Origin of the sequence: Pelomonas sp. BJYL3 (genome assembly GCF_027257975.1) — a bacterium.
Lineage (GTDB): Bacteria > Pseudomonadota > Gammaproteobacteria > Burkholderiales > Burkholderiaceae_C > Roseateles_B > Roseateles_B flavus.
Genome location: NZ_JANZKX010000001.1, coordinates 526878 through 544841, shown reverse-complemented (window position 1 = coordinate 544841; position 17964 = coordinate 526878). Strand labels below are relative to the sequence as shown.

Annotated in this window: 17 protein-coding genes; 11 read left to right on the top strand and 6 right to left on the bottom strand. The window is 69.4% G+C overall.

What is annotated here, in order from left to right; all coding sequences use genetic code 11:
- The first annotated feature begins 4 nt into the window (after nt 1-4).
- From O9Y01_RS02465 to O9Y01_RS02450, 4 genes are read left to right on the top strand one after another with little or no spacing between them, the layout of a single operon-like run.
- Nucleotides 5-1000, top strand: a complete 996-nt coding sequence (locus O9Y01_RS02465; RefSeq protein WP_269629896.1) for a Bug family tripartite tricarboxylate transporter substrate binding protein — start codon at nt 5-7, stop codon at nt 998-1000.
- 42 nt (nt 1001-1042) lie between these two features.
- Nucleotides 1043-1561, top strand: a complete 519-nt coding sequence (locus O9Y01_RS02460) for a tripartite tricarboxylate transporter TctB family protein (RefSeq protein ID WP_269629895.1) — start codon at nt 1043-1045, stop codon at nt 1559-1561.
- 10 nt (nt 1562-1571) lie between these two features.
- A complete protein-coding gene (locus O9Y01_RS02455; RefSeq protein ID WP_269629894.1) occupies nt 1572-3083 on the top strand; it encodes a tripartite tricarboxylate transporter permease in 1512 nt (503 codons plus the stop codon).
- Nucleotides 3080-4099 (top strand): 2-dehydropantoate 2-reductase, encoded by a 1020-nt coding sequence (locus O9Y01_RS02450; protein ID WP_269629893.1) that lies wholly within the window; start codon nt 3080-3082, stop codon nt 4097-4099. The genes O9Y01_RS02455 and O9Y01_RS02450 overlap by 4 nt, the downstream gene beginning before the upstream one ends.
- A 16-nt stretch (nt 4100-4115) precedes the next feature.
- Here the strand turns inward: O9Y01_RS02450 and O9Y01_RS02445 are convergent, their stop codons facing one another.
- The 6 genes from O9Y01_RS02445 to O9Y01_RS02420 form a co-directional block, all read right to left on the bottom strand.
- Nucleotides 4116-4589 carry an STY0301 family protein gene (locus O9Y01_RS02445; protein WP_269629892.1) on the bottom strand — a complete coding sequence of 158 codons (474 nt, stop codon included), beginning with the start codon at nt 4587-4589 and terminating at the stop codon, nt 4116-4118.
- A 7-nt stretch (nt 4590-4596) separates the two neighbouring features.
- On the bottom strand, nt 4597-4986 hold the full coding sequence (locus O9Y01_RS02440) for a BPSL0067 family protein (protein WP_269629891.1): 390 nt from the start codon (nt 4984-4986) through the stop codon (nt 4597-4599).
- A gap of 68 nt (nt 4987-5054) precedes the next feature.
- Nucleotides 5055-5900 (bottom strand): HAD family hydrolase, encoded by an 846-nt coding sequence (locus tag O9Y01_RS02435; RefSeq protein WP_269629890.1) that lies wholly within the window; start codon nt 5898-5900, stop codon nt 5055-5057.
- A 61-nt stretch (nt 5901-5961) separates the two neighbouring features.
- Nucleotides 5962-7731 carry a PhoH family protein gene (locus O9Y01_RS02430; protein ID WP_269629888.1) on the bottom strand — a complete coding sequence of 590 codons (1770 nt, stop codon included), beginning with the start codon at nt 7729-7731 and terminating at the stop codon, nt 5962-5964.
- Between the two features lie 309 nt (nt 7732-8040).
- Nucleotides 8041-8520 carry a peroxiredoxin gene (locus O9Y01_RS02425; RefSeq protein ID WP_183103338.1) on the bottom strand — a complete coding sequence of 160 codons (480 nt, stop codon included), beginning with the start codon at nt 8518-8520 and terminating at the stop codon, nt 8041-8043.
- Between the two features lie 150 nt (nt 8521-8670).
- On the bottom strand, nt 8671-9051 hold the full coding sequence (locus O9Y01_RS02420) for an Mth938-like domain-containing protein (protein ID WP_269629887.1): 381 nt from the start codon (nt 9049-9051) through the stop codon (nt 8671-8673).
- A gap of 204 nt (nt 9052-9255) precedes the next feature.
- On the opposite strand from O9Y01_RS02420, the gene O9Y01_RS02415 reads away from it, so the two are divergent.
- The 7 genes from O9Y01_RS02415 to moaD all read left to right on the top strand — a co-directional run bounded on the left by O9Y01_RS02415 (nt 9256) and on the right by moaD (nt 17892).
- Complete coding sequence (locus O9Y01_RS02415) at nt 9256-10482, top strand: pyridoxal phosphate-dependent aminotransferase (RefSeq protein ID WP_269629886.1); 1227 nt, start codon at nt 9256-9258, stop codon at nt 10480-10482.
- A 35-nt stretch (nt 10483-10517) separates the two neighbouring features.
- Nucleotides 10518-11840, top strand: a complete 1323-nt coding sequence (locus tag O9Y01_RS02410) for a homoserine dehydrogenase (protein ID WP_269629885.1) — start codon at nt 10518-10520, stop codon at nt 11838-11840.
- A 61-nt stretch (nt 11841-11901) separates the two neighbouring features.
- Nucleotides 11902-13245, top strand: a complete 1344-nt coding sequence (locus O9Y01_RS02405; RefSeq protein WP_269629884.1) for a hypothetical protein — start codon at nt 11902-11904, stop codon at nt 13243-13245.
- Nucleotides 13229-14968, top strand: a complete 1740-nt coding sequence (locus O9Y01_RS02400) for a tetratricopeptide repeat protein (protein ID WP_269629883.1) — start codon at nt 13229-13231, stop codon at nt 14966-14968. The genes O9Y01_RS02405 and O9Y01_RS02400 overlap by 17 nt, the downstream gene beginning before the upstream one ends.
- The gene (gene thrC, locus O9Y01_RS02395; protein WP_269629882.1) at nt 14965-16374 is read left to right on the top strand and encodes a threonine synthase; all 1410 of its coding nucleotides are present in this window, start codon (nt 14965-14967) and stop codon (nt 16372-16374) included. The genes O9Y01_RS02400 and thrC overlap by 4 nt, the downstream gene beginning before the upstream one ends.
- Complete coding sequence (locus tag O9Y01_RS02390; RefSeq protein ID WP_269629881.1) at nt 16364-17641, top strand: molybdopterin molybdotransferase MoeA; 1278 nt, start codon at nt 16364-16366, stop codon at nt 17639-17641. Before thrC ends, O9Y01_RS02390 begins: the two co-directional genes overlap by 11 nt.
- A complete protein-coding gene (moaD, locus tag O9Y01_RS02385) occupies nt 17638-17892 on the top strand; it encodes a molybdopterin converting factor subunit 1 (RefSeq protein ID WP_269629880.1) in 255 nt (84 codons plus the stop codon). The genes O9Y01_RS02390 and moaD overlap by 4 nt, the downstream gene beginning before the upstream one ends.
- The last annotated feature ends 72 nt before the right edge of the window (nt 17893-17964 follow it).

The window sequence follows — 17964 nt, the reverse complement described above, 5'->3', positions numbered from 1 at the left end:
CGTCATGCACAAGCACACGATTCACGCCCTCGGCGCCCTGGCGCTGGCCTTCAGCGGACATGCCCTGGCAGCTGCCTGGCAGCCGAGCAAGCCCGTCGAGTTCGTCGTCCCGGCCGGCACTGGCGGAGGCGCTGACCAGATGGCCCGTTTCATCCAGGGCATGGTGGCCAAGCACCAGCTCTCGCCCCAGCCCATCGTGGTGGTGAACAAGTCCGGCGGCGCCGGCGCGGAAGGCTTCCTCGACGTCAAGGGCGACAAGGGCAATCCGCACAAGCTGGTCATCACCCTGTCCAATCTCTACACCACGCCCCTGGCCACCGGCGTGCCCTTCAACTGGCGAGACCTGACCCCCGTGTCCATGATGGCCCTCGACCAGTTCGTGCTGTGGGTCAACGAGGACTCGCCCTACAAGACAGCCGGCGACTACTTCAAGGCCATCAAGAGCCAGCCCTCGGGCACCTTCAAGATGGGCGGCACCGGGTCCAAGCAGGAGGACCAGATCATCACCGTGATGCTGGAGAAGGCCGCCGGCAAGAAGATCATCTACGTGCCCTTCAAGGGCGGCGGCGACGTGGCCGTGCAGCTGGTGGGCAAGCATGTGGACTCCACGGTCAACAACCCCATCGAGGCCGAGTCCCACTGGCGCGCGGGCAAGCTGCGCCCCCTGTGCGTCTTCGACGACAAGCCCATGCCTTACGCCGAGAAGGTGACCGCGAAGCAGAGCTGGCAGGACCTGCCCACCTGCGCTTCGCAGGGCATCCCGGTGTCCTACGTGATGTTGCGTGGCATCTTCATGGCGCCGGGCGTGACGCCCGAGCAGAAGGCCTTCTACGCCGGGATGCTGGACAAGCTGCGCCAGCTGCCCGAGTGGAAGGACTTCATGGCCAAGGGCGCCTTCCGGCAGGAGGCGCTGCAGGGCGAGGCCTACTTCGACTGGCTGGCCCGCAACGAGCAGCTGCACCGCACCCTCATGAAGGACGCGGGCTTCCTGGCCCAGTGACGCCGACGGGCCCTCGCGCCCGCTGATGCAAGGGGAGACGACATGGACGCACAAGACCGGCCGGAGGCTACGGCGCCAGGGCGGGGATGGTCCCAGCGCTGGGTGGAGTTGATCACGGCGGGCCTGATCCTGGCCTTTGCCCTGCTGCTGATCCGTGACAGCCTGCGCCTGGGCACGGGCTGGGCCGAAGATGGCCCGCAGTCCGGCTACTTCCCGTTCCGCATCGGCCTGGGCCTGGCCCTGTGCAGCGGCTGGCTGCTGCTGCAGCAGCTGCGGCGCTGGTCGACGACGACCCAGCGCTTCGTCGAGAGCGGGCCGCTGCGGGACGTGGCGGCCGTCTTCCTGCCCACCGTGGCCTATGCGGCCGTGATCCCCTGGCTGGGGATCTACGTCCCCTCGGCCCTGCTGATCGCCTGGTTCATGCGGCGCCAGGGTGGCTATGGCTGGGGTCGGGTCTTGCCGGTGTCGGTGGGCGTCGCCCTGCTGGCCTTCCTGCTCTTCGAGCGATGGTTTGTCCAGCCGCTGCCCAAGGGGCCGCTGGAACACTGGCTCGGCTTCTGAGGATCGCGCGATGGACGACTTCAACAGCCTGCTGCACGGCTTCTCCGTCGCAGCCACCCTGCCCAACCTCGGCTACATGCTCGTGGGTCTGCTGCTGGGCGTGCTGATCGGCGTGCTGCCCGGCCTGGGTGGCGCCAACGGCGTGGCCATCCTGCTGCCGCTGACCTTCAGCATGAACCCCACGACGGCCATCATCATGCTGTCGTGCATCTACTGGGGGGCGCTGTTCGGCGGGGCCATCACCTCCATCCTCTTCAACATCCCGGGCGAGCCCTGGTCCGTGGCCACGACCTTCGACGGCTACCCCATGGCCCAGCGGGGCGAGGCGGCGCAGGCGCTGACGGCGGCCTTCACCTCGTCGTTCGTGGGGGCGCTCTTTGCCACGCTGCTCATCAGCTTCCTGGCACCCGTGCTGGCGCGCTTTGCCGTGAGCTTCGGCCCGGCCGAGCTCTTCGCCGTGCAGCTGCTGACCTTCTGCAGCTTCGTCGGCATGAGCCGCGAGGCGCCGGCCAAGACCCTGATCTCCATGCTCATGGGCTTTGCCCTGGCCACGATCGGCATGGACGACATGACCGGGCAGCTGCGCATGACCTTCGGCTTTGCCGAGCTGCTCAAGGGCTTCGACTTCCTGATCGCGGTGATCGGCCTCTTCGGCATCGGCGAGATCCTGCTGACCATGGAGGAGGGGCTGGCCTTCAAGGGACAGTCGGCGCGCATCAGCCCCAGGGTGGTGTTCCAGACCTGGTGGGAGCTGCTGAAGCACTGGAAGCTCTTCCTGCGCTCGGTGGCCATCGGTTGCTGGATGGGCATCACGCCGGGCGGCGCGACGCCGGCCTCCTTCATGAGCTACGGCGTCGCGCAGCGGCTCTCGCGCCACCCCGAGCGCTTCGGCAAGGGTGAGCTGGCCGGAGTGGTGGCGCCCGAGACCGCGGCCCACGCCGCCGGCACCTCGGCCCTGCTGCCCATGCTGACCCTGGGCATTCCCGGCTCGCCCACGGCGGCGGTGCTGCTGGGCGGGCTGGTGATCTGGGGCCTGCAGCCCGGGCCCATGCTCTTCGCCGAGAACAAGGACTTCGTCTGGGGCCTGATCGCCTCCATGTACCTCAGCAATGTCGTGGGCCTGCTGGTGGTGCTGACGACGGTGCCCTTCTGGGCCGCCATCCTGCGCATCCCCTTCGCCATCATCGCGCCGGTGATCGTGGTGACCTGCGTCATCGGCGCCTACACCGTGCATGGCGCCATGTTCGATGTCTACATGATGCTGGTCTTCGGCGTGATGGGCTATGTGTTCAAGAAGCTGCGCATCCCGCTGGCGCCCCTGGTGCTGGCCCTGGTGCTGGGCGACAAGGCCGAGTCCAACTTCCGGCAGTCCATGCTGCTCTCGCAGGGCAGCCTGGGCATCTTCTGGTCCAATGCCCTGGTCGGCAGCTTGACGGCCCTGGCCCTGCTGATGCTGGTCTGGCCCCTGTGGGGGCTGCTCAAGCGCCGTGCGGCGCGCAATGAATTCGCGGTGAGTGCATGAAGTTCGCAATCGTCGGCGCCGGTGCCATCGGCGGCCTGCTGGGTACGCGCCTGGCCCTGGCCGGAAACGCGGTCACCTTCATCGCCCGCAATCGCAACCTGGCGGCCATCAACAGCCAGGGCTTCACCCTCATCGAGGAAGACGGCAGTGCCCTGCAGGCGCCGGCGGGCGAGAGCCTGCGTGCCGTGCAGCGCATGGCCGAGGCCGGCGTGCAGGACGTGGTGCTGCTGACCGTCAAGGCACACCAGCTGCACGAGCTGCTGGCGGAGCTGCCAGCCTTGATCGGGCCGCAGACACTCATCGTCAGCATGATCAACGGCCTGCCGTGGTGGTACTTCCAGGGCCTGGCGGGCCCGCACGAGGGGCGGGTGCTGGAGTCCGTGGACCCGGGCGGCGCCATCGCGCGCACGCTGCCGGCCGCCCAGGTGATCGGCAGCATCGTCTACCCGGCGGCGCAGCTGGAGGCACCGGGTAGGGTCCGTCTCATCGAGGGCAACCGCTTCTCGCTGGGCGAGCTGGACGGCACGCGCAGCGAGCGCGTCGAAGCGTTGTCGCAGGTGCTGATGCAGGCCGGCTTCAAGGCACCGGTGAGCCGGGACATCCGCTCCGAGCTGTGGGTCAAGCTGTGGGGCAACTTGAGCTTCAATCCCATCTCCGCGCTGACGCATGCGACGCTGGAGGACATCTGCCGCTTCCCGCTCACCCGCGAGCTGGCGGCTCGCATGATGACCGAGGCGCAGACCGTGGGCGAGCAGCTGGGCGTGCAGTTCAAGATCTCGCTGGACAAGCGCATCGCCGGCGCAGAGGCCGTGGGCGCGCACAAGACTTCCATGCTGCAGGATGTCGAGGCCGGTCGCGCGCTGGAGCTGGAGGCGCTGCTCGGCGCGGTGGTGGAACTGGCCCGCATCACAGGAACGCCGAGCCCCAACCTCGATGCGGTCTATGCGCTGACGCGCCTGCTGGGCGCGACGCTCGGTCGCGAGCAGGCTCGGCTGAGCCTGCAGCCGCTGGCCTGAGGACGGGCCCTCGGCCTCACTCGCAGCGCAGGCCCTCGATGCCGAGGCTGCGGCCCGTCGGCAGCAGGCGTTCCTGCACCTCGCAGCGCTTCATGCCCGCAGGCACGGGCCGCACCAGCATCAGCGCGGTGTGGTGGTAGGAGCAGGCCAGCCAGAGGGCCTCCTCGGTGGCCGCGGAGGCGGGCACGGGCTTGAAGGTCCAGCCGTAGTGCCGCAGCCGGCCGGCCTTGCGTTCGAAGTCAGGCACCAGCCGCGCGCCCTGTTCGGGCGGCCCCTGCAGCATCGACACCCCGCTGAGCGCATGTGCCGGCAGGCCGGGGTCGGTCAGGGCCAGCCAGGGCGAGGCGGGCGCGCTGACCGGCTGTTCCCGGACCTCGAGGCTGGCCGGGCAGGCCAGCGCCGGTGCCGGCTCGGAAGGGCCCGCCCAGGCGGCGGAGGCCAGGCACAGCGCCAGCGCGGCGGTCCTCAGTGGTGTAGCAATTGGTCGCAAATCTGCCTCACTCGATGACGAAGTACTGCCGGGCGCAGTCGACGCGCGGGTAGTCCGGCCGCTTCAGGTAGATGGTGCGGCGCTTGACCTCGCCCTGGCTGTTCCACTGGTCCAGCACCACGATGCCCAGGGCGTTCTCCTCCAGGAAGATGGCGGCATGGCGGCCCCGGCCGTCGCGGGGGTAGTGGCCGTGCTCGTCGAAGGTCGCGATGGCCGTGCCGCGGCGGATGCTGCCCGGCCGCGCGCCGACCACCTGCACGCCCTGGCGCCATTCCGGCGTCGAAGGGGCACCGGTGGCCTGACGCACATACTCCACGCATTCGGTGTGGCCGGCCTTGTTCACGAACTTGGCCGGACCGAAGGACTCTGATTCGGCGATCTGCAGAAGGTAGGACATGGACTCGGTCAGTTGCTGGCAACCCGACATGCTCGCCCGGATCGGCGCTGGCCGTGTAAACGGCTGTGTCAGCGCCGGGCGGCCCACTCCTGCTGGAGGAAGGCCAGCACGGCGTCCTCGTCGTGGTGGCCGATCACCGTCTGCGCCTCCGCCTTGACCTCGTCGATGGCATTGGCCATGGCCACGCCCCGGTGGGCGGCGCGCAGCATGGTGATGTCGTTGACCTGGTCGCCGAAGACCACCACCTCGCGATCACTCAGGCCGTAACGCTGGGCGAGGATGTGGAGGGCCTGGTCCTTGGTGGCGCGGCGGTCATGCACGGTGAGCCAGGGCCAGTCGGGGCGGTAGAGGTCCTCGTTGAGGTGGCACTGCACCGCCTCGCCGAACTCGGCCTGGATGTCCTCGTACAGCGCCTGCAACGGGCCGTGCGGGCCCACCACCACCAGCGTCATCAGCGGACCGCCTCCCAGCTCGCGGGCGAGGTCCGTGCACTGGCGCAGGCGCGGATCCCCGTTGAGCACCCGCTCGTCGACGAAATGCCGCTGGCCCTCGTTCTCCACGCCCTGCCAGCAGAGCCGGTCGCCCTCGGGCGTGTGGACCGAGAGGAAGGGCATCTGCCCATGGCGGCGCACCAGGGCGAAGATCGCCTCGCCCAGGGCGCCGTCCATGCCGTGCACCAGCTCGTGCCGGCCCGTGGCCAGGTCGCTGATGAAGGCGCCGTTGGACGAGATCACCGGCAGGCTCAGCGGCAGTCCGGCCAGCAGCTGGCGGATGGACACCACATGGCGCGCGCTGGCCACGGTGAAGACCAGGCCCGCGCCCAGCAGCTCGGTGAGCCCGGTGCGGGTGGTGTCGGACAGCAGGCCCTGCCGGTTGAGCAGGGTGCCGTCGAGGTCGGATACGTAAAGCGTCATCGCAGCTCAAATGAAAAGCGGCGCCGCAGCGCCGCAGGGAAAGCGTCAGGCAAGCCTGGCCTCAAAGCACCTCGGAGGCGAAGTCCGCCAGGCGCGAGCGCTCGCCGCGGGCCAGGGTGACATGGCCGCTGTGGGCCCAGCCCTTGAAGCGGTCCACGGCGTAGGTCAGGCCGGAGGAGCCTTCGGTGAGGTAGGGCGTGTCGATCTGGGCGAGGTTGCCCAGGCAGACGATCTTGGTGCCCGGGCCGGCGCGCGTGATCAGGGTCTTCATCTGCTTGGGCGTCAGGTTCTGCGCCTCGTCGATGATGACGAACTTGTTGAGGAAGGTGCGGCCGCGCATGAAGTTCAGGCTCTTGATCTTGATCTTGCTGCGCACGAGGTCGTTGGTGGCGGCCCGGCCCCATTCGCCGGCGCTGCTGTCACCGCGGGCCAGGACCTCGAGGTTATCGTCCAGCGCGCCCATCCAGGGGCCCATCTTTTCCTCCTCGGTGCCGGGAAGGAAGCCGATGTCCTCGCCCACGGGCACGGTCACGCGGGTGACGATGATCTCGCTGTAGCGGCGCTCGTCCAGCACCTGCGAGAGGCCGGCGGCCAGGGTCATCAGCGTCTTGCCCGTGCCGGCGGTGCCGGTGAGGGTGACGAAGTCGACGTCCGGGTCCATCAGCAGATTGAGGGCGAAGTTCTGCTCGCGGTTGCGGGCGGTGATGCCCCATACGGCATTCTTCTGGTGGCCGTAGTCCTTGAGCGTGCGCAGCACGGCGCTCTTGCCGGTGATCTCGGTGACCTTGGCATAGAGCGGCGCGGTGCCCGGTGCTTCCAGGTAGACCAGCTCGTTGACCAGCAGCGAGGGCACCAGCGGGCCGCTGATGCGGTAGAAGGTGAGGCCGCCCTGCTGCCAGCTCTCCATGGTCTTGCCATGGCGCTCCCAGAAGTCGGCCGGGAGGGCCTGCACGCCGGTGTAGAGCAGGTCGGAATCTTCCAGGGTCTTGTCGTTGCGGTAGTCCTCGGCGGGCAGGCCCAGGGCCCGGGCCTTGATCCGCATGTTGATGTCCTTGGACACCAGCACGACCTCGCGCTCCGGTTGCTGCGCCTTGAGCGCCTGCACCACGCCCAGGATCTGGTTGTCCGCCTTGCCCTGGGGCAGACCCTGGGGCAGGGGGGCGTCGATCAGCTGGGTCTGGAAGAAGAGCTTGCCGCCGGCCTCGCGGTGGCCGGTCTGGTCCAGGGGCAGGCCCTTGGCCATTTCCTCCAGCGTGCTGCTCTTGAGGCTGGCGGCCAGGGCGTCGAGGTCACGGCTGACCTGGCGCACGTTTCGGGCGACCTCGGTCATGCCCTTCTTGTGCCCGTCCAGCTCCTCCAGGGTGATCATGGGGAGGTAGATGTCGTGTTCCTCGAAACGGAACAGGCACATCGGGTCGTGCATCAGCACGTTGGTGTCGAGAACGAAGAGCTTGCTGCTGCCGGTGCCCTTCGGCTTGGCCGCCTTGCTCGCGCGGGCCTTGGCCGCCGAAGCGGGCGCGGGCGCGGGCGAGGGTGCAGGAGCAGGTGCGGGGGCAGGCGCTCTGGCGGCAGGGGTTTCGACCTTGGGCGCGCGGGCCTCGATGACGGCAGGCGCGGCCGGCTCGGCCGTGCGCAGCACCTTGGCCGAACGCTGGGGTCGGGACGGGGCGGGCGCGGCAACCACGCTCAGCACCGGCGCGGGCGGGGTGGGGGCCGGTGCCTCAGGCAGGGCGGCCAACACCGGTTTCTTCTTGCTGGGGACCAGGCTGGTGGCGTACTCGCTGGCGTCCAGACGGCTGGCGCGCTTGGTCGGGGGCTTGGGCAGTGGCATGAGGCGTTTGAAGGGACGGGTCAAGCCGTCCTTGGCAGTGGGTGCGGAGACCGCCACCCGGCATCGGGTCCTGAAAAGCAAAAAGCCGCCTTCGTCGGAGGGCGGCTTTGTTCAGGGCAGGGTCCGGAGCGCGAGGGCATGGTTTGATTATGCACAAGTCGTCCGGGCCCCCGGAGGGCGGCAGGCGGCGGCGTCCAAATACAACAAAGCCGGCCTCGTCATCTGACGGGGCCGGCTCGAGCGGGATACTGCGGGGCTGACCCCGGATTCCGCGGGCCTCGGGCGGGCGCCCGGGCCTGGGGGCCTGGATCAGGCGGCTTCCTTCTTCAGCGACTTCACGGCCTTGAGGACTTCGTCCACATGGCCGGCCACCTTGATGCCGCGCCACTCGGCACGCAGCACGCCGCTGGCGTCGATCAGGAAGGTGGAGCGCTCGATGCCCTTCACCTTCTTGCCGTACATGATCTTGTTCTTGACCACACCGAACATGTGGCAGAGCTTCTCTTCGGTATCGGCGATGAGCTCGAAGGGCAACTCCAGGGTCTGCTTGAACTTGTCATGCGAGACCATGTTGTCGCGCGACACCCCCAGCACCACGGCGCCGGCCTTCACAAAGTCCTTGTGTCGGTCACGGAATTGCATGGCTTCGGTGGTGCAACCCGGGGTATTGTCCTTGGGGTAGAAGTACAGCACCACCGTCTGGCCATGGAAAGCCTGGGGTGTGAACTTCACGCCTCCGGTAGCAAGAGCTTCAATTTCCGGGAGGGGTTTGTTGAGCGCTGGCGTCATGTGGGCGTTTTTGCTAGTAGGCCTGCCCGACTGGGCATAGCCTGCAATTATACGTTGAACGCCAAGTTCCGGCTTTGCCGGCCTTTCGGGGGATTGTCCGGGCTTGCCGGATGAGGCCGGCGCCGGAGGTGGCGGCGGTTGCCAGGCCCCTCAGGCCTGCGCTTCGATCAGCAGCGCCGCCAGCACCGAGCGCCCCTCGGCGGCCAGCACGTTGTAGGTGCGGCAGGCGGCGGCCAGGTCCATGGTCTCCAGGCCGATGCGGGCCTCGATGAGGGCCCGGTAGCGGGCCGGCGGGACGAAGCGCAGCCGCTCGCCGCTGCCGAAGATCACCAGCTCGGGCTTGAGCGCCAGGATGCGCTCGAAGGCGGCTTCGTCCAGCGACTCGAAGCGGTCCACGCCCCAGGCCTGCACCGCGCCGCGCCATGGCACCAGCAGGCTGCTGCCGTGGGCCTGGCCGTTGACCCACACGCGGTTCTTCTCATGGCGGGAGATGCTGTTGCCGCCTTGCTGTTCGTCGAGCTGGAATTTCATGCCGGAGCGCTGGGATGGGGTCGGTGGATGAAGGAGGAAGGGCAGGGGGCCGCCCCGGGACGCAAGCGTCGCGGGCCGGGGCGACGAAGCCTAGCTGCGCGGCTTTCGAACCATGGAGAGATCCATCCAGGGAAAGCCCTGCTACCCTGTTAAATTCTACGTTTTGCGGCGCAACATGCGCGGCATCCACGAGGAGTCCCTGTCTTGAACCCGATTTCCAAGTCCGCCAAGCTCGCCAATGTCTGCTACGACATCCGTGGTCCTGTGCTGGACAAGGCGCGCCAGATGGAGGAGGAGGGGCAGAAGATCATCAAGCTGAACATCGGCAACATCGCCGCCTTCGGCATCGCCCCCCCGGACGAGATCGTCCAGGACATGATCCGCAACCTCCCCGACGCCGCCGGCTACACCGATTCCAAGGGCCTCTTCGCCCCCCGCAAGGCAGTGGTGCACTACTGCCAGGAAAAGAACATCCGCGGCGTGACCGTGGACGACGTCTACCTGGGCAACGGCGCCTCCGAGCTGATCGTGATGGCCCTCAACGCGCTGCTGGACAACGGCGACGAAGTGCTGCTGCCCGCGCCCGACTACCCGCTGTACACCGCCGCCGTGGCCCTCTCGGGCGGCAACCCGGTGCACTACGTCTGTGACGAGCAGAGCGACTGGATGCCCGACATCGAGGACATCAAGCGCAAGATCACCCCGCGCACCCGGGCCATCGTCGTCATCAACCCGAACAATCCCACGGGCGCGCTCTATCCGGAGTCGCTGCTGCTGGAGATCGTCGAGCTCGCGCGTCAGCACCAGCTGATCATCATGGCCGACGAGATCTACGACAAGACGCTGTTCGACGGCAACGTCCACACCAGCATCGCCTCGCTCTCGGAGGACGTGCTCACGCTGACCTTCAACGGCCTGTCCAAGAACTACCGCAGCTGCGGCTACCGTGCCGGCTGGATGGTCGTCTCGGGCGAGAAGCGCCATGCGGCGGACTACATCACCGGCCTGAACATGCTGGCCTCCATGCGCCTGTGTGCCAACACGCCGGGCCAGCTGGCCATCCAGACCGCCCTGGGCGGCTACCAGAGCATCAAGGACCTGGTGGCCCCCGGCGGCCGCCTGTGCCGCCAGCGCGACCTCGCCTACGAGCTGCTGAGCCAGATCCCCGGCGTCAGCGTCGTAAAGCCCAAGGCCGCGCTCTACATGTTCCCCCGCCTGGACCCCAAGATCTACCCGATCGAGGACGACCAGCGTTTCGCCTATGAACTGCTGGCCGAGGAAAAGGTGCTGATCGTGCAGGGGACGGGCTTCAACTGGAGTGCCCCCGATCACTTCCGACTCGTCTTCCTGCCCAACACCGACGACCTCCGCGAGGCCGTGGGCCGGATCGAGCGATTCCTGTCGAACTACCGAAAACGTCACGGGCGCTGAGTCGCCCCCCCATACAGTCAGAACGAGAACACACCATGAAAGCGATCAAAGTCGGCCTCCTTGGCATCGGCACCGTGGGCAGTGGCACCTTCAACGTGCTGCGTCGCAACCAGGCCGAGATTCGCGGCCGCGCCGGCCGGGGGATCGAGATCACCATGGTGTCGCGCCGCAATGTGGCGCTGGCGCGCGAGATCGTGGGGGACGCCGCCCAGGTGGTGGCCGACCCGCGCGAGATCATCGCCAACCCCGAGATCGACATCGTCGTCGAGCTGATCGGCGGCTGCGGCGTGGCCCGCGAGCTGGTGCTGGAGGCCATCGCCGCCGGCAAGCACGTGGTCACCGCCAACAAGGCCCTGCTGGCCGTGCATGGCACCGAGATCTTCGCCGCCGCCCGCGAGAAGGGCGTCATGGTGGCCTTCGAGGCCGCGGTGGCCGGGGGCATCCCCATCATCAAGGCCCTGCGCGAGGGCCTCACCGCCAACCGCATCGAGTGGCTCGCCGGCATCATCAACGGCACGACGAACTTCATCCTGTCCGAGATGCGCAGCAAGGGCCTGGACTTCGCCACCGTGCTGAAGGAGGCGCAGCGCCTGGGCTATGCCGAGTCCGACCCCACCTTCGACATCGAAGGCGTGGACGCTGCGCACAAGGCCACCATCATGAGCGCGATCGCCTTCGGCATCCCGGTGCAGTTCGACAAGGCCCATGTGGAAGGCATCAGCCAGCTCCAGGCCACGGACATCAAGTACGCCGAGCAGCTGGGCTACCGCATCAAGCTGCTGGGCATCGCCCGCCGCCGCAGTGACGTCGCGGGTGGCGGCATCGAGCTGCGCGTGCACCCCACGCTGATCCCGGCCCAGCGCCTGATCGCCAATGTGGAAGGCGCGATGAACGCCGTTGTGGTCCAGGCCGACGCCGTGGGCACCACGCTCTACTACGGCAAGGGCGCCGGCTCCGAGCCCACCGCCTCGGCCGTCATCGCCGACCTGGTGGACATCACCCGCCTGCACACCGCCGACCCCGATCACCGCGTGCCGCACCTGGCCTTCCAGCCTGACAGCATGAGCAACACGCCCATCCTGCCCATGGCGCAGGTGCTGACCTGCTTCTACCTGCGCCTGTGTGTGGCGGACGAAGCCGGCGTGCTCTCCCGCATCACCACCATCCTGGCTGAGCACGACATCTCCATCGACGCCGTGCTGCAGCGGGAGTCGGCCGAGGGCGAGAAGCAGACCGACCTCATCATCCTGACCCACGAGACGCAGGAAGGCCGCATGAACACGGCCCTGGCCCAGATGCAGAGCCTGCCCACCGTGCTGGCGCCCATCGTGCGCCTGCGCAAGGAGGAGCTGGCCTGAGGCCTGCGGGGCGCCTGCAAGCATCCGCCCCGCCCAGCCACCGCCCGCCGGACATGCCGTGATGACGCCAAGCGACCCGGGCCAGCTGCTGGATGACTTCTCGGCACTGCTGGCCAACGATCCCGGTGCGCTCTCCACGCAGAGCGGCTACTACGTGCCCAACCTGCACGGCACCGGGGCCGAGGACGTGGTCGCCCTGCTGGACCGGGCGATCCGCCGCAGCCACAGCGAGGCCCAGCTCTACTACTTCAGCGGCCAGCGCGGCACCGGCAAGAGCACCGAGCTGCGGCGGCTGGAGATCCTGCTCAATGGCCAGCCGGGCACGCGCGCCTACATCGTCGATGCACTCGACTACATCGGCGACACCCACCCCATCGACACCCTGGACCTGCTGCTGGTGATCGCAGCCGCCTTTGCCGACCGCCTCAGCCAGCCCGATGCCCTGGGCTCCGACCAGGACCCGCACGAGAGCCCGCTGCAGCGCTTCACCCACTGGCTGGGGGCAGAGGTGGAGATCACGGGCGTGACCCTGGGCGGGGTCAAGGCCGAGTTCAAGAAGCAGCAGCAGAGCATCGTGCAGCGCCTGCGCACCTTCGACCTCTCGCGCCAGGAGCGGGTGATGGCCGAATGCCGCCAGCACATCGGGCAGATGGCCGAGGCCGTGCGGCGGCGCTGGCAGGCACCGAAGATCGTGCTGATGGTCGACTCCCTGGAGCGCCTGCGCGGCATCGGCAAGGAGGCCTCGGAGATGTTCGACCGCGTGGTCAAGGTCTTCGACGGCGACATGAACCAGCTGCGCGTGCCGGACCTGCACATGGTGTACTCCGTGCCGCCCTACCTGCCCTACCTCACCAATATCAAGGCCCTGGTCCAGCTCTTCATGCTGGCCTCGGTGCGGGTCTGCGAGCCGCCGTCCAAGGCCCGGCGCGCGCCCCGCGCGACCGGCCTGGACGCCATGCGCCAGGTCGTGGAGCGCCGCTGCCCGCGCTGGCGCGAGCTGCTCAGCGAGCCCGCCCTGGACCGCCTCATCCTCACCTCCGGCGGCGACCTCCGCCAGCTGCTGCGCCGCCTCCTGCTGGACACCCTGGACGAGGCCGCCTTCGCGCTGGAACGCCTGCCCCTGGGCGAGGACGACCCCATCCTGCACACCGTGGTCCAGCGCCATCGCGTGGAGTTCGAGAGCCTGGTCGTGCAGGACGAATACGCGCTGCTCAAGGGCATCGCCGAGCAGAACGCCCTGGACCTGCGCCACCGCGACGAGCTCTCCACCGTGGCGCACTTCTTCGACGTGCGCGCCGTGCTGAACTACCGCAATGGCGTGGACTGGCTGGACCTGAATCCCCTGCTGTGGGATCTCATCGCCCGCTGGCAGCCGCCGGCGGTCGCCCATGACCGTGGCAACTGAGGCCTTCAGCGCCCCTGCCGAAGCGGCCTGGGCCCGCCTCGCGCGCCGCGTCGGCCAGCTGCAGGGCTTTGGCTACATCGTGCTGTTCGTGCCGGATCCAGCCGTGCTGGCGCCCTTCAAGGCCCGCCTGGCCGCCTGGATGGGCGAGCGGGGCTGGCCCTGGCTGACGCTGTCCGAGCGCCAGAGCGCGGGCTTCGCCGAGCGCAGCATCACGGCGCTGTTCGACAGCCTGTCCGCCGAGCCTGCGCCCCGCCTGGTCTGGCTGGAGGCGCACCGCGGTGCCGGCCAGCCGGCCTGGGAGCAGGCGCGCGGCGAGCTGCTGAGCCGCCTCAATGAGCGCCGCGGCCGGCTGGAGGCCGAGCTGGCGGGCACCCTGGTGCTCGTGCTGCCGGAAGGCGCGCAACGCAGCGCCGCCGGTCAGGCGCCTGATCTGTGGCACGTGCGCAGCCTGGGCCTGAGCCTGCCCGCGCTGGCGGGTCCGGAGGGTCAGGTCTTGCCTCTTGCTCATTCCGTTCCCGAACCTCCGCCCGCGGTATTGGCCGCGGAAGCGGATCCTTGCGCGGTGGGTGAGCCTCCCGCGCCCGTCGCAGGCCCGGCTCCCGCCTCGGCCATCCTGTCCGATGCCGCCTCGGCGCTGTGGCTGCAGCGCTGGCAGGACCTGCTGGCCGGGCGTTCCGTCGAGCAGCTGGACCTGGCCGATGACGCCCTGCCGGCCTTCGCCCTGCAGGACAGCCTGGCCTGCCAGGACGCCCTGCTGCGCCAGGGGCGCGCCGAGGAGGCGCTGCAGCTGGCGCGGCAATGGGTGGCGCTGGCGCGCCGCCGCCGGGCGCAGGGCCGGGGCCTGCTGGACATCGCCAGCAGCCGCGAGCTGTGCGCCGCCCTGGAGGGCCAGGTGCGGATCCTGCTGCATCTCGGTCGCCCGCAGGAAGCCCTGCCACTGGGCGAGGCGCACGTGGCCGTCTGCCGCGAGCTGCTGGCGCGCCTGGGCGAGTCGCCCGCCGTGCTGCAGGCGCTGGCGCTCGCGCTGGACCAGCTCAGCCGCACGGCACAGATCCTGGGCGACTGGCACCGGGCCGCCGCCGCCGCCGAGGACAGCCTGGGCATTCATCGCAGACTGGCCAGCCGCCTGGGCGAGACCCCGGACAGCCTGCGCGGCCTGGCCCTGGCACTGGACCGCGCGGGCCATGCCGCGCAAGCCCTGGGCGACTGGTACCGCGCCGGCGCCGTCTACGAGGAGAGCCTGTCCCTGCGGCAGCTGCTGGCCCGTCGGCTGGGCGACAGCCCGGACGCCTTGCGCGATCTGTCCGTGGCCCTGGACAACATCGGCCGCGTGGCCGAGGCGCAGGGCGACTGGGCGCGCGGCACCGAGGCGTATGAAGAAGCCCTGACGCTGCGCCGCCAGCTCATCGAGCAGCAGGGCGGCCTGCCCGAGCGCCTGGCCCAGAGCCGCGCCCAGCTGGCGCAAGGCGGCGCGGCGCCCGAGCTCGAAGCCGACCTGGCCTCCACCCTGCTGGACGCGGCCGCACTGCCCGGCCCCCGGGCCGAGGCCTACCGCGAGGAGGCCGGCCAGATCCTCGCCGGGCTGTGCGGCCGTCACCCTGGCGTCGATCGCTACCGGCGGCTGCTGCAGCGATGTGCGCTTTCGAATGCGAAGTCCGCGGCGCCCACGGTGCCGTCCGACACCCCACCCGATCAACCTCAAGCTGGAAGCTCAAGCCCGTGAAATACATCAGCACCCGCGGTGACAAGACCGAACGCCGATTCTGCGAAATCCTGCTGGAAGGCCTGGCGCCGGACGGCGGCCTCTACCTGCCTGTGCACTACCCGCAGGTCGATGCGGCCACGCTCACCCGCTGGCGCGGCCTGGCCTATCACGAGCTGGCCTTCGAGATCCTCTCGCTCTACATCGACGACATTCCCGCCGCGGACCTGCGCGCCCTGTGCGCCCGCACCTACACGGCCGAGGTCTTCGGCACGCCCGAGATCACGCCGCTGAAGCCCCTGGAGCCGGGCCTGGCGCTGCAGGCCCTGTCCAACGGCCCCACGCTGGCCTTCAAGGACATGGCCATGCAGCTGCTGGGCCAGCTCTTCGAGTACGAGCTCAAGCGCCGCGGCGAGACCCTCAACATCCTCGGCGCCACCAGCGGTGACACCGGCAGTGCCGCCGAATACGCCATGCGCGGCAAGGCCGGCGTGCGCGTGTTCATGCTGTCGCCCCATGGCCGCATGAGCCCCTTCCAGCAGGCGCAGATGTTCAGCCTGCAGGACGCCAACATCCACAACATTGCCGTCGAGGGCGTGTTCGACGACTGCCAGGACATCGTCAAGGCCGTGTCCAACGACCTGGCCTTCAAGCGCGAGCACCGCATCGGCACCGTCAACTCGATCAACTGGGCTCGCCTGCTGGCCCAGGTGGTCTACTACTTCGCCGGGTACTTCTACGCGACGAAGTCCAACGAGGAGCGGGTCAGCTTCTGCGTCCCCTCCGGCAACTTCGGCAACGTCTGTGCCGGCCACGTGGCCCGCATGATGGGCCTGCCCATCGAGCGCCTGGTGGTCGCCACCAACGAGAACGACGTGCTGGACGAGTTCTTCCGCACCGGCGTCTACCGCCCGCGCGGCAGCGCCGAGACGCACGAGACCTCCAGCCCCTCCATGGACATCTCCAAGGCCAGCAACTTCGAGCGCTTTGTCTTCGACCTGCTGGGCCGTGACGGCGCCCGCGTGAAGGCCCTGTTCAAGGACGCCCTGGAGCGCGAGGGCCGCTTCGAGATCAGCGCCGCCGAGAAGGCGGCCATCGCCGGCTACGGCTTCGTCTCCGGCGCCAGCAGCCATGCGGACCGGCTGGCCACCATCCGCGCCACGCAGCAGCAGTACGGCGTCATCGTCGACACCCACACGGCCGACGGCCTCAAGGTGGCGAAGGCCTGGCGCCAGGCCGGCATCCCCATGCTCGTGCTGGAGACGGCCCTGCCAGCCAAGTTCGCATCGACCATCGTCGAGGCCCTGGGCGAGGAGCCGCCGCGGCCCGCGCATTTGCAGGGCATCGAGGCCCTGCCCAAGCGGGTGCAGCTGATGCCGGCCGATGTGCAGCGCGTGAAGGATTACATTGACGCCCATGTCCGCTGAAACCCCCGCCCCCAGCCCCGCCCGCAAGCCGCTGCTGAGTCTCGACGAGGCCCTGGCGCGCCTGCTGTCCGCCGTCCAGCCCCTGGGCGAGACGGAGACCCTCTCCACCTTCGACGCCCTGGGCCGCGTGCTGGCCACCGAGGTGCGCTCGCAGCTGGACGTGCCCCCGCACGACAACAGCGCCATGGACGGCTATGCCCTGCGCCTGGCCGACCTGCCGGCCGACCAGAGCACTGAAGGCACCGTGCTGCCCGTCAGCCAGCGCGTGCCCGCCGGCAGCGTGCCTGAGGCCCTGCAGCCCGGCACGGCGGCCCGCATCTTCACCGGCGCGCCCGTGCCTGCAGGGGCGGATGCCGTGCAGATGCAGGAGCATTGCGAGGCCATCCCCGGCGAGGGGCTGGGTTCGGTGCGCGTGTTGGATCGCCCTGATGCCGGCGCGGCCATCCGCCGCCGCGGTGAGGATGTGCAGGCCGGCAGCGTGGTGCTGGCCGCCGGCCATCGCCTGGACCCGGCCGCCCTGGGCCTGGCCGCCACCGTGGGGGCCGCCTCGCTGACCGTGGCCCGCCGCGTGCGCGTGGCCCTCTTCTCCACGGGCGACGAGCTGGCCATGCCCGGCGAGCCCCTGAAGCCCGGTGCCATCTACAACAGCAACCGCTTCACCCTGCGCGGCCTGCTGCAGCAGCTGGGCTGCGAGGTGCAGGACCTGGGCATCGTGCCCGACACCCTGGACGCCACCCGGGCCGCCCTGCGCGCCGCCGCGGCCAGCGCCGACCTGATCCTCACCTCGGGCGGCGTGTCCGTGGGCGAGGAGGACCACCTGCGCCCCGCCGTGCAGGCCGAAGGCCAGCTGGACCTCTGGCAGATGGCCATCAAGCCCGGCAAGCCCCTGGCCTTCGGCGCGGTGCGCCGTCCGGGGCAGGAGGGCCGCCAGGCCTGGTTCATCGGCCTGCCTGGCAATCCGGTGTCCAGCTTCGTGACCTTTCTGCTGGCGGTGCGTCCGGTGATCCTGCGCCTGCAGGGGGCGGCCGACCTCGCCCCGAAGGCCTACCTCCTGCGTGCCGACTTCAACTGGCCGCGCGCCGACAAGCGCCGCGAGTTCCTGCGCGCCCGGCTCACGCCCCAAGGCGGCCTGGAGCTCTTCGCCAACCAGGGCTCGGGCGTGCTGAGCTCGGCGGTCTGGGGCGACGGCCTTGTTGACGTAGCGCCAGGCACGCCCATCCAGGCCGGCGATACTGTGCGCTTCCTTCCCTTCAGCGCCCTGCAATGAGCTCCATCACCGTCCGCTACTTCGCTTCGCTGCGCGAGGCCCTGGGTGAGCAGGAGACGCTGCCCTGGCAGGAGGGCCAGACCCTGGGCCAGCTGCGCGACACGCTGCTGGCACGCGGTGAGCCCCATGCCAGCGCCCTGGCCCGCACGCGCGCCGTGCGCTGCGCGCTGAACCAGCAGCTGGCCAAGGAATCTGCCGCCATCCCGGCCGGGGCGGAGGTCGCCTTCTTCCCGCCGGTGACGGGGGGCTGAGCCCGCCGCAGCACGCCCTGGACGGCCGTGCATCCGCGATCGAACACCCGATGCGCATGAGGGACGGGCAGG

Bases quoted from the DNA above. Each gene is read 5' to 3' on its own strand.
- O9Y01_RS02465 (WP_269629896.1), top strand. From the start codon at position 5: ATGCACAAGCACACGATTCACGCCCTCGGCGCCCTGGCGCTGGCCTTC.
- O9Y01_RS02460 (WP_269629895.1), top strand. From the start codon at position 1,043: ATGGACGCACAAGACCGGCCGGAGGCTACGGCGCCAGGGCGGGGATGG.
- O9Y01_RS02455 (WP_269629894.1), top strand. From the start codon at position 1,572: ATGGACGACTTCAACAGCCTGCTGCACGGCTTCTCCGTCGCAGCCACC.
- O9Y01_RS02450 (WP_269629893.1), top strand. From the start codon at position 3,080: ATGAAGTTCGCAATCGTCGGCGCCGGTGCCATCGGCGGCCTGCTGGGT.
- O9Y01_RS02440 (WP_269629891.1), bottom strand. From the start codon at position 4,986: ATGTCCTACCTTCTGCAGATCGCCGAATCAGAGTCCTTCGGTCCGGCC.
- O9Y01_RS02435 (WP_269629890.1), bottom strand. From the start codon at position 5,900: ATGACGCTTTACGTATCCGACCTCGACGGCACCCTGCTCAACCGGCAG.
- O9Y01_RS02430 (WP_269629888.1), bottom strand. From the start codon at position 7,731: ATGCCACTGCCCAAGCCCCCGACCAAGCGCGCCAGCCGTCTGGACGCC.
- O9Y01_RS02425 (WP_183103338.1), bottom strand. From the start codon at position 8,520: ATGACGCCAGCGCTCAACAAACCCCTCCCGGAAATTGAAGCTCTTGCT.
- O9Y01_RS02420 (WP_269629887.1), bottom strand. From the start codon at position 9,051: ATGAAATTCCAGCTCGACGAACAGCAAGGCGGCAACAGCATCTCCCGC.
- O9Y01_RS02410 (WP_269629885.1), top strand. From the start codon at position 10,518: ATGAAAGCGATCAAAGTCGGCCTCCTTGGCATCGGCACCGTGGGCAGT.
- O9Y01_RS02405 (WP_269629884.1), top strand. From the start codon at position 11,902: ATGACGCCAAGCGACCCGGGCCAGCTGCTGGATGACTTCTCGGCACTG.
- O9Y01_RS02400 (WP_269629883.1), top strand. From the start codon at position 13,229: ATGACCGTGGCAACTGAGGCCTTCAGCGCCCCTGCCGAAGCGGCCTGG.
- O9Y01_RS02390 (WP_269629881.1), top strand. From the start codon at position 16,364: ATGTCCGCTGAAACCCCCGCCCCCAGCCCCGCCCGCAAGCCGCTGCTG.
- moaD (WP_269629880.1), top strand. From the start codon at position 17,638: ATGAGCTCCATCACCGTCCGCTACTTCGCTTCGCTGCGCGAGGCCCTG.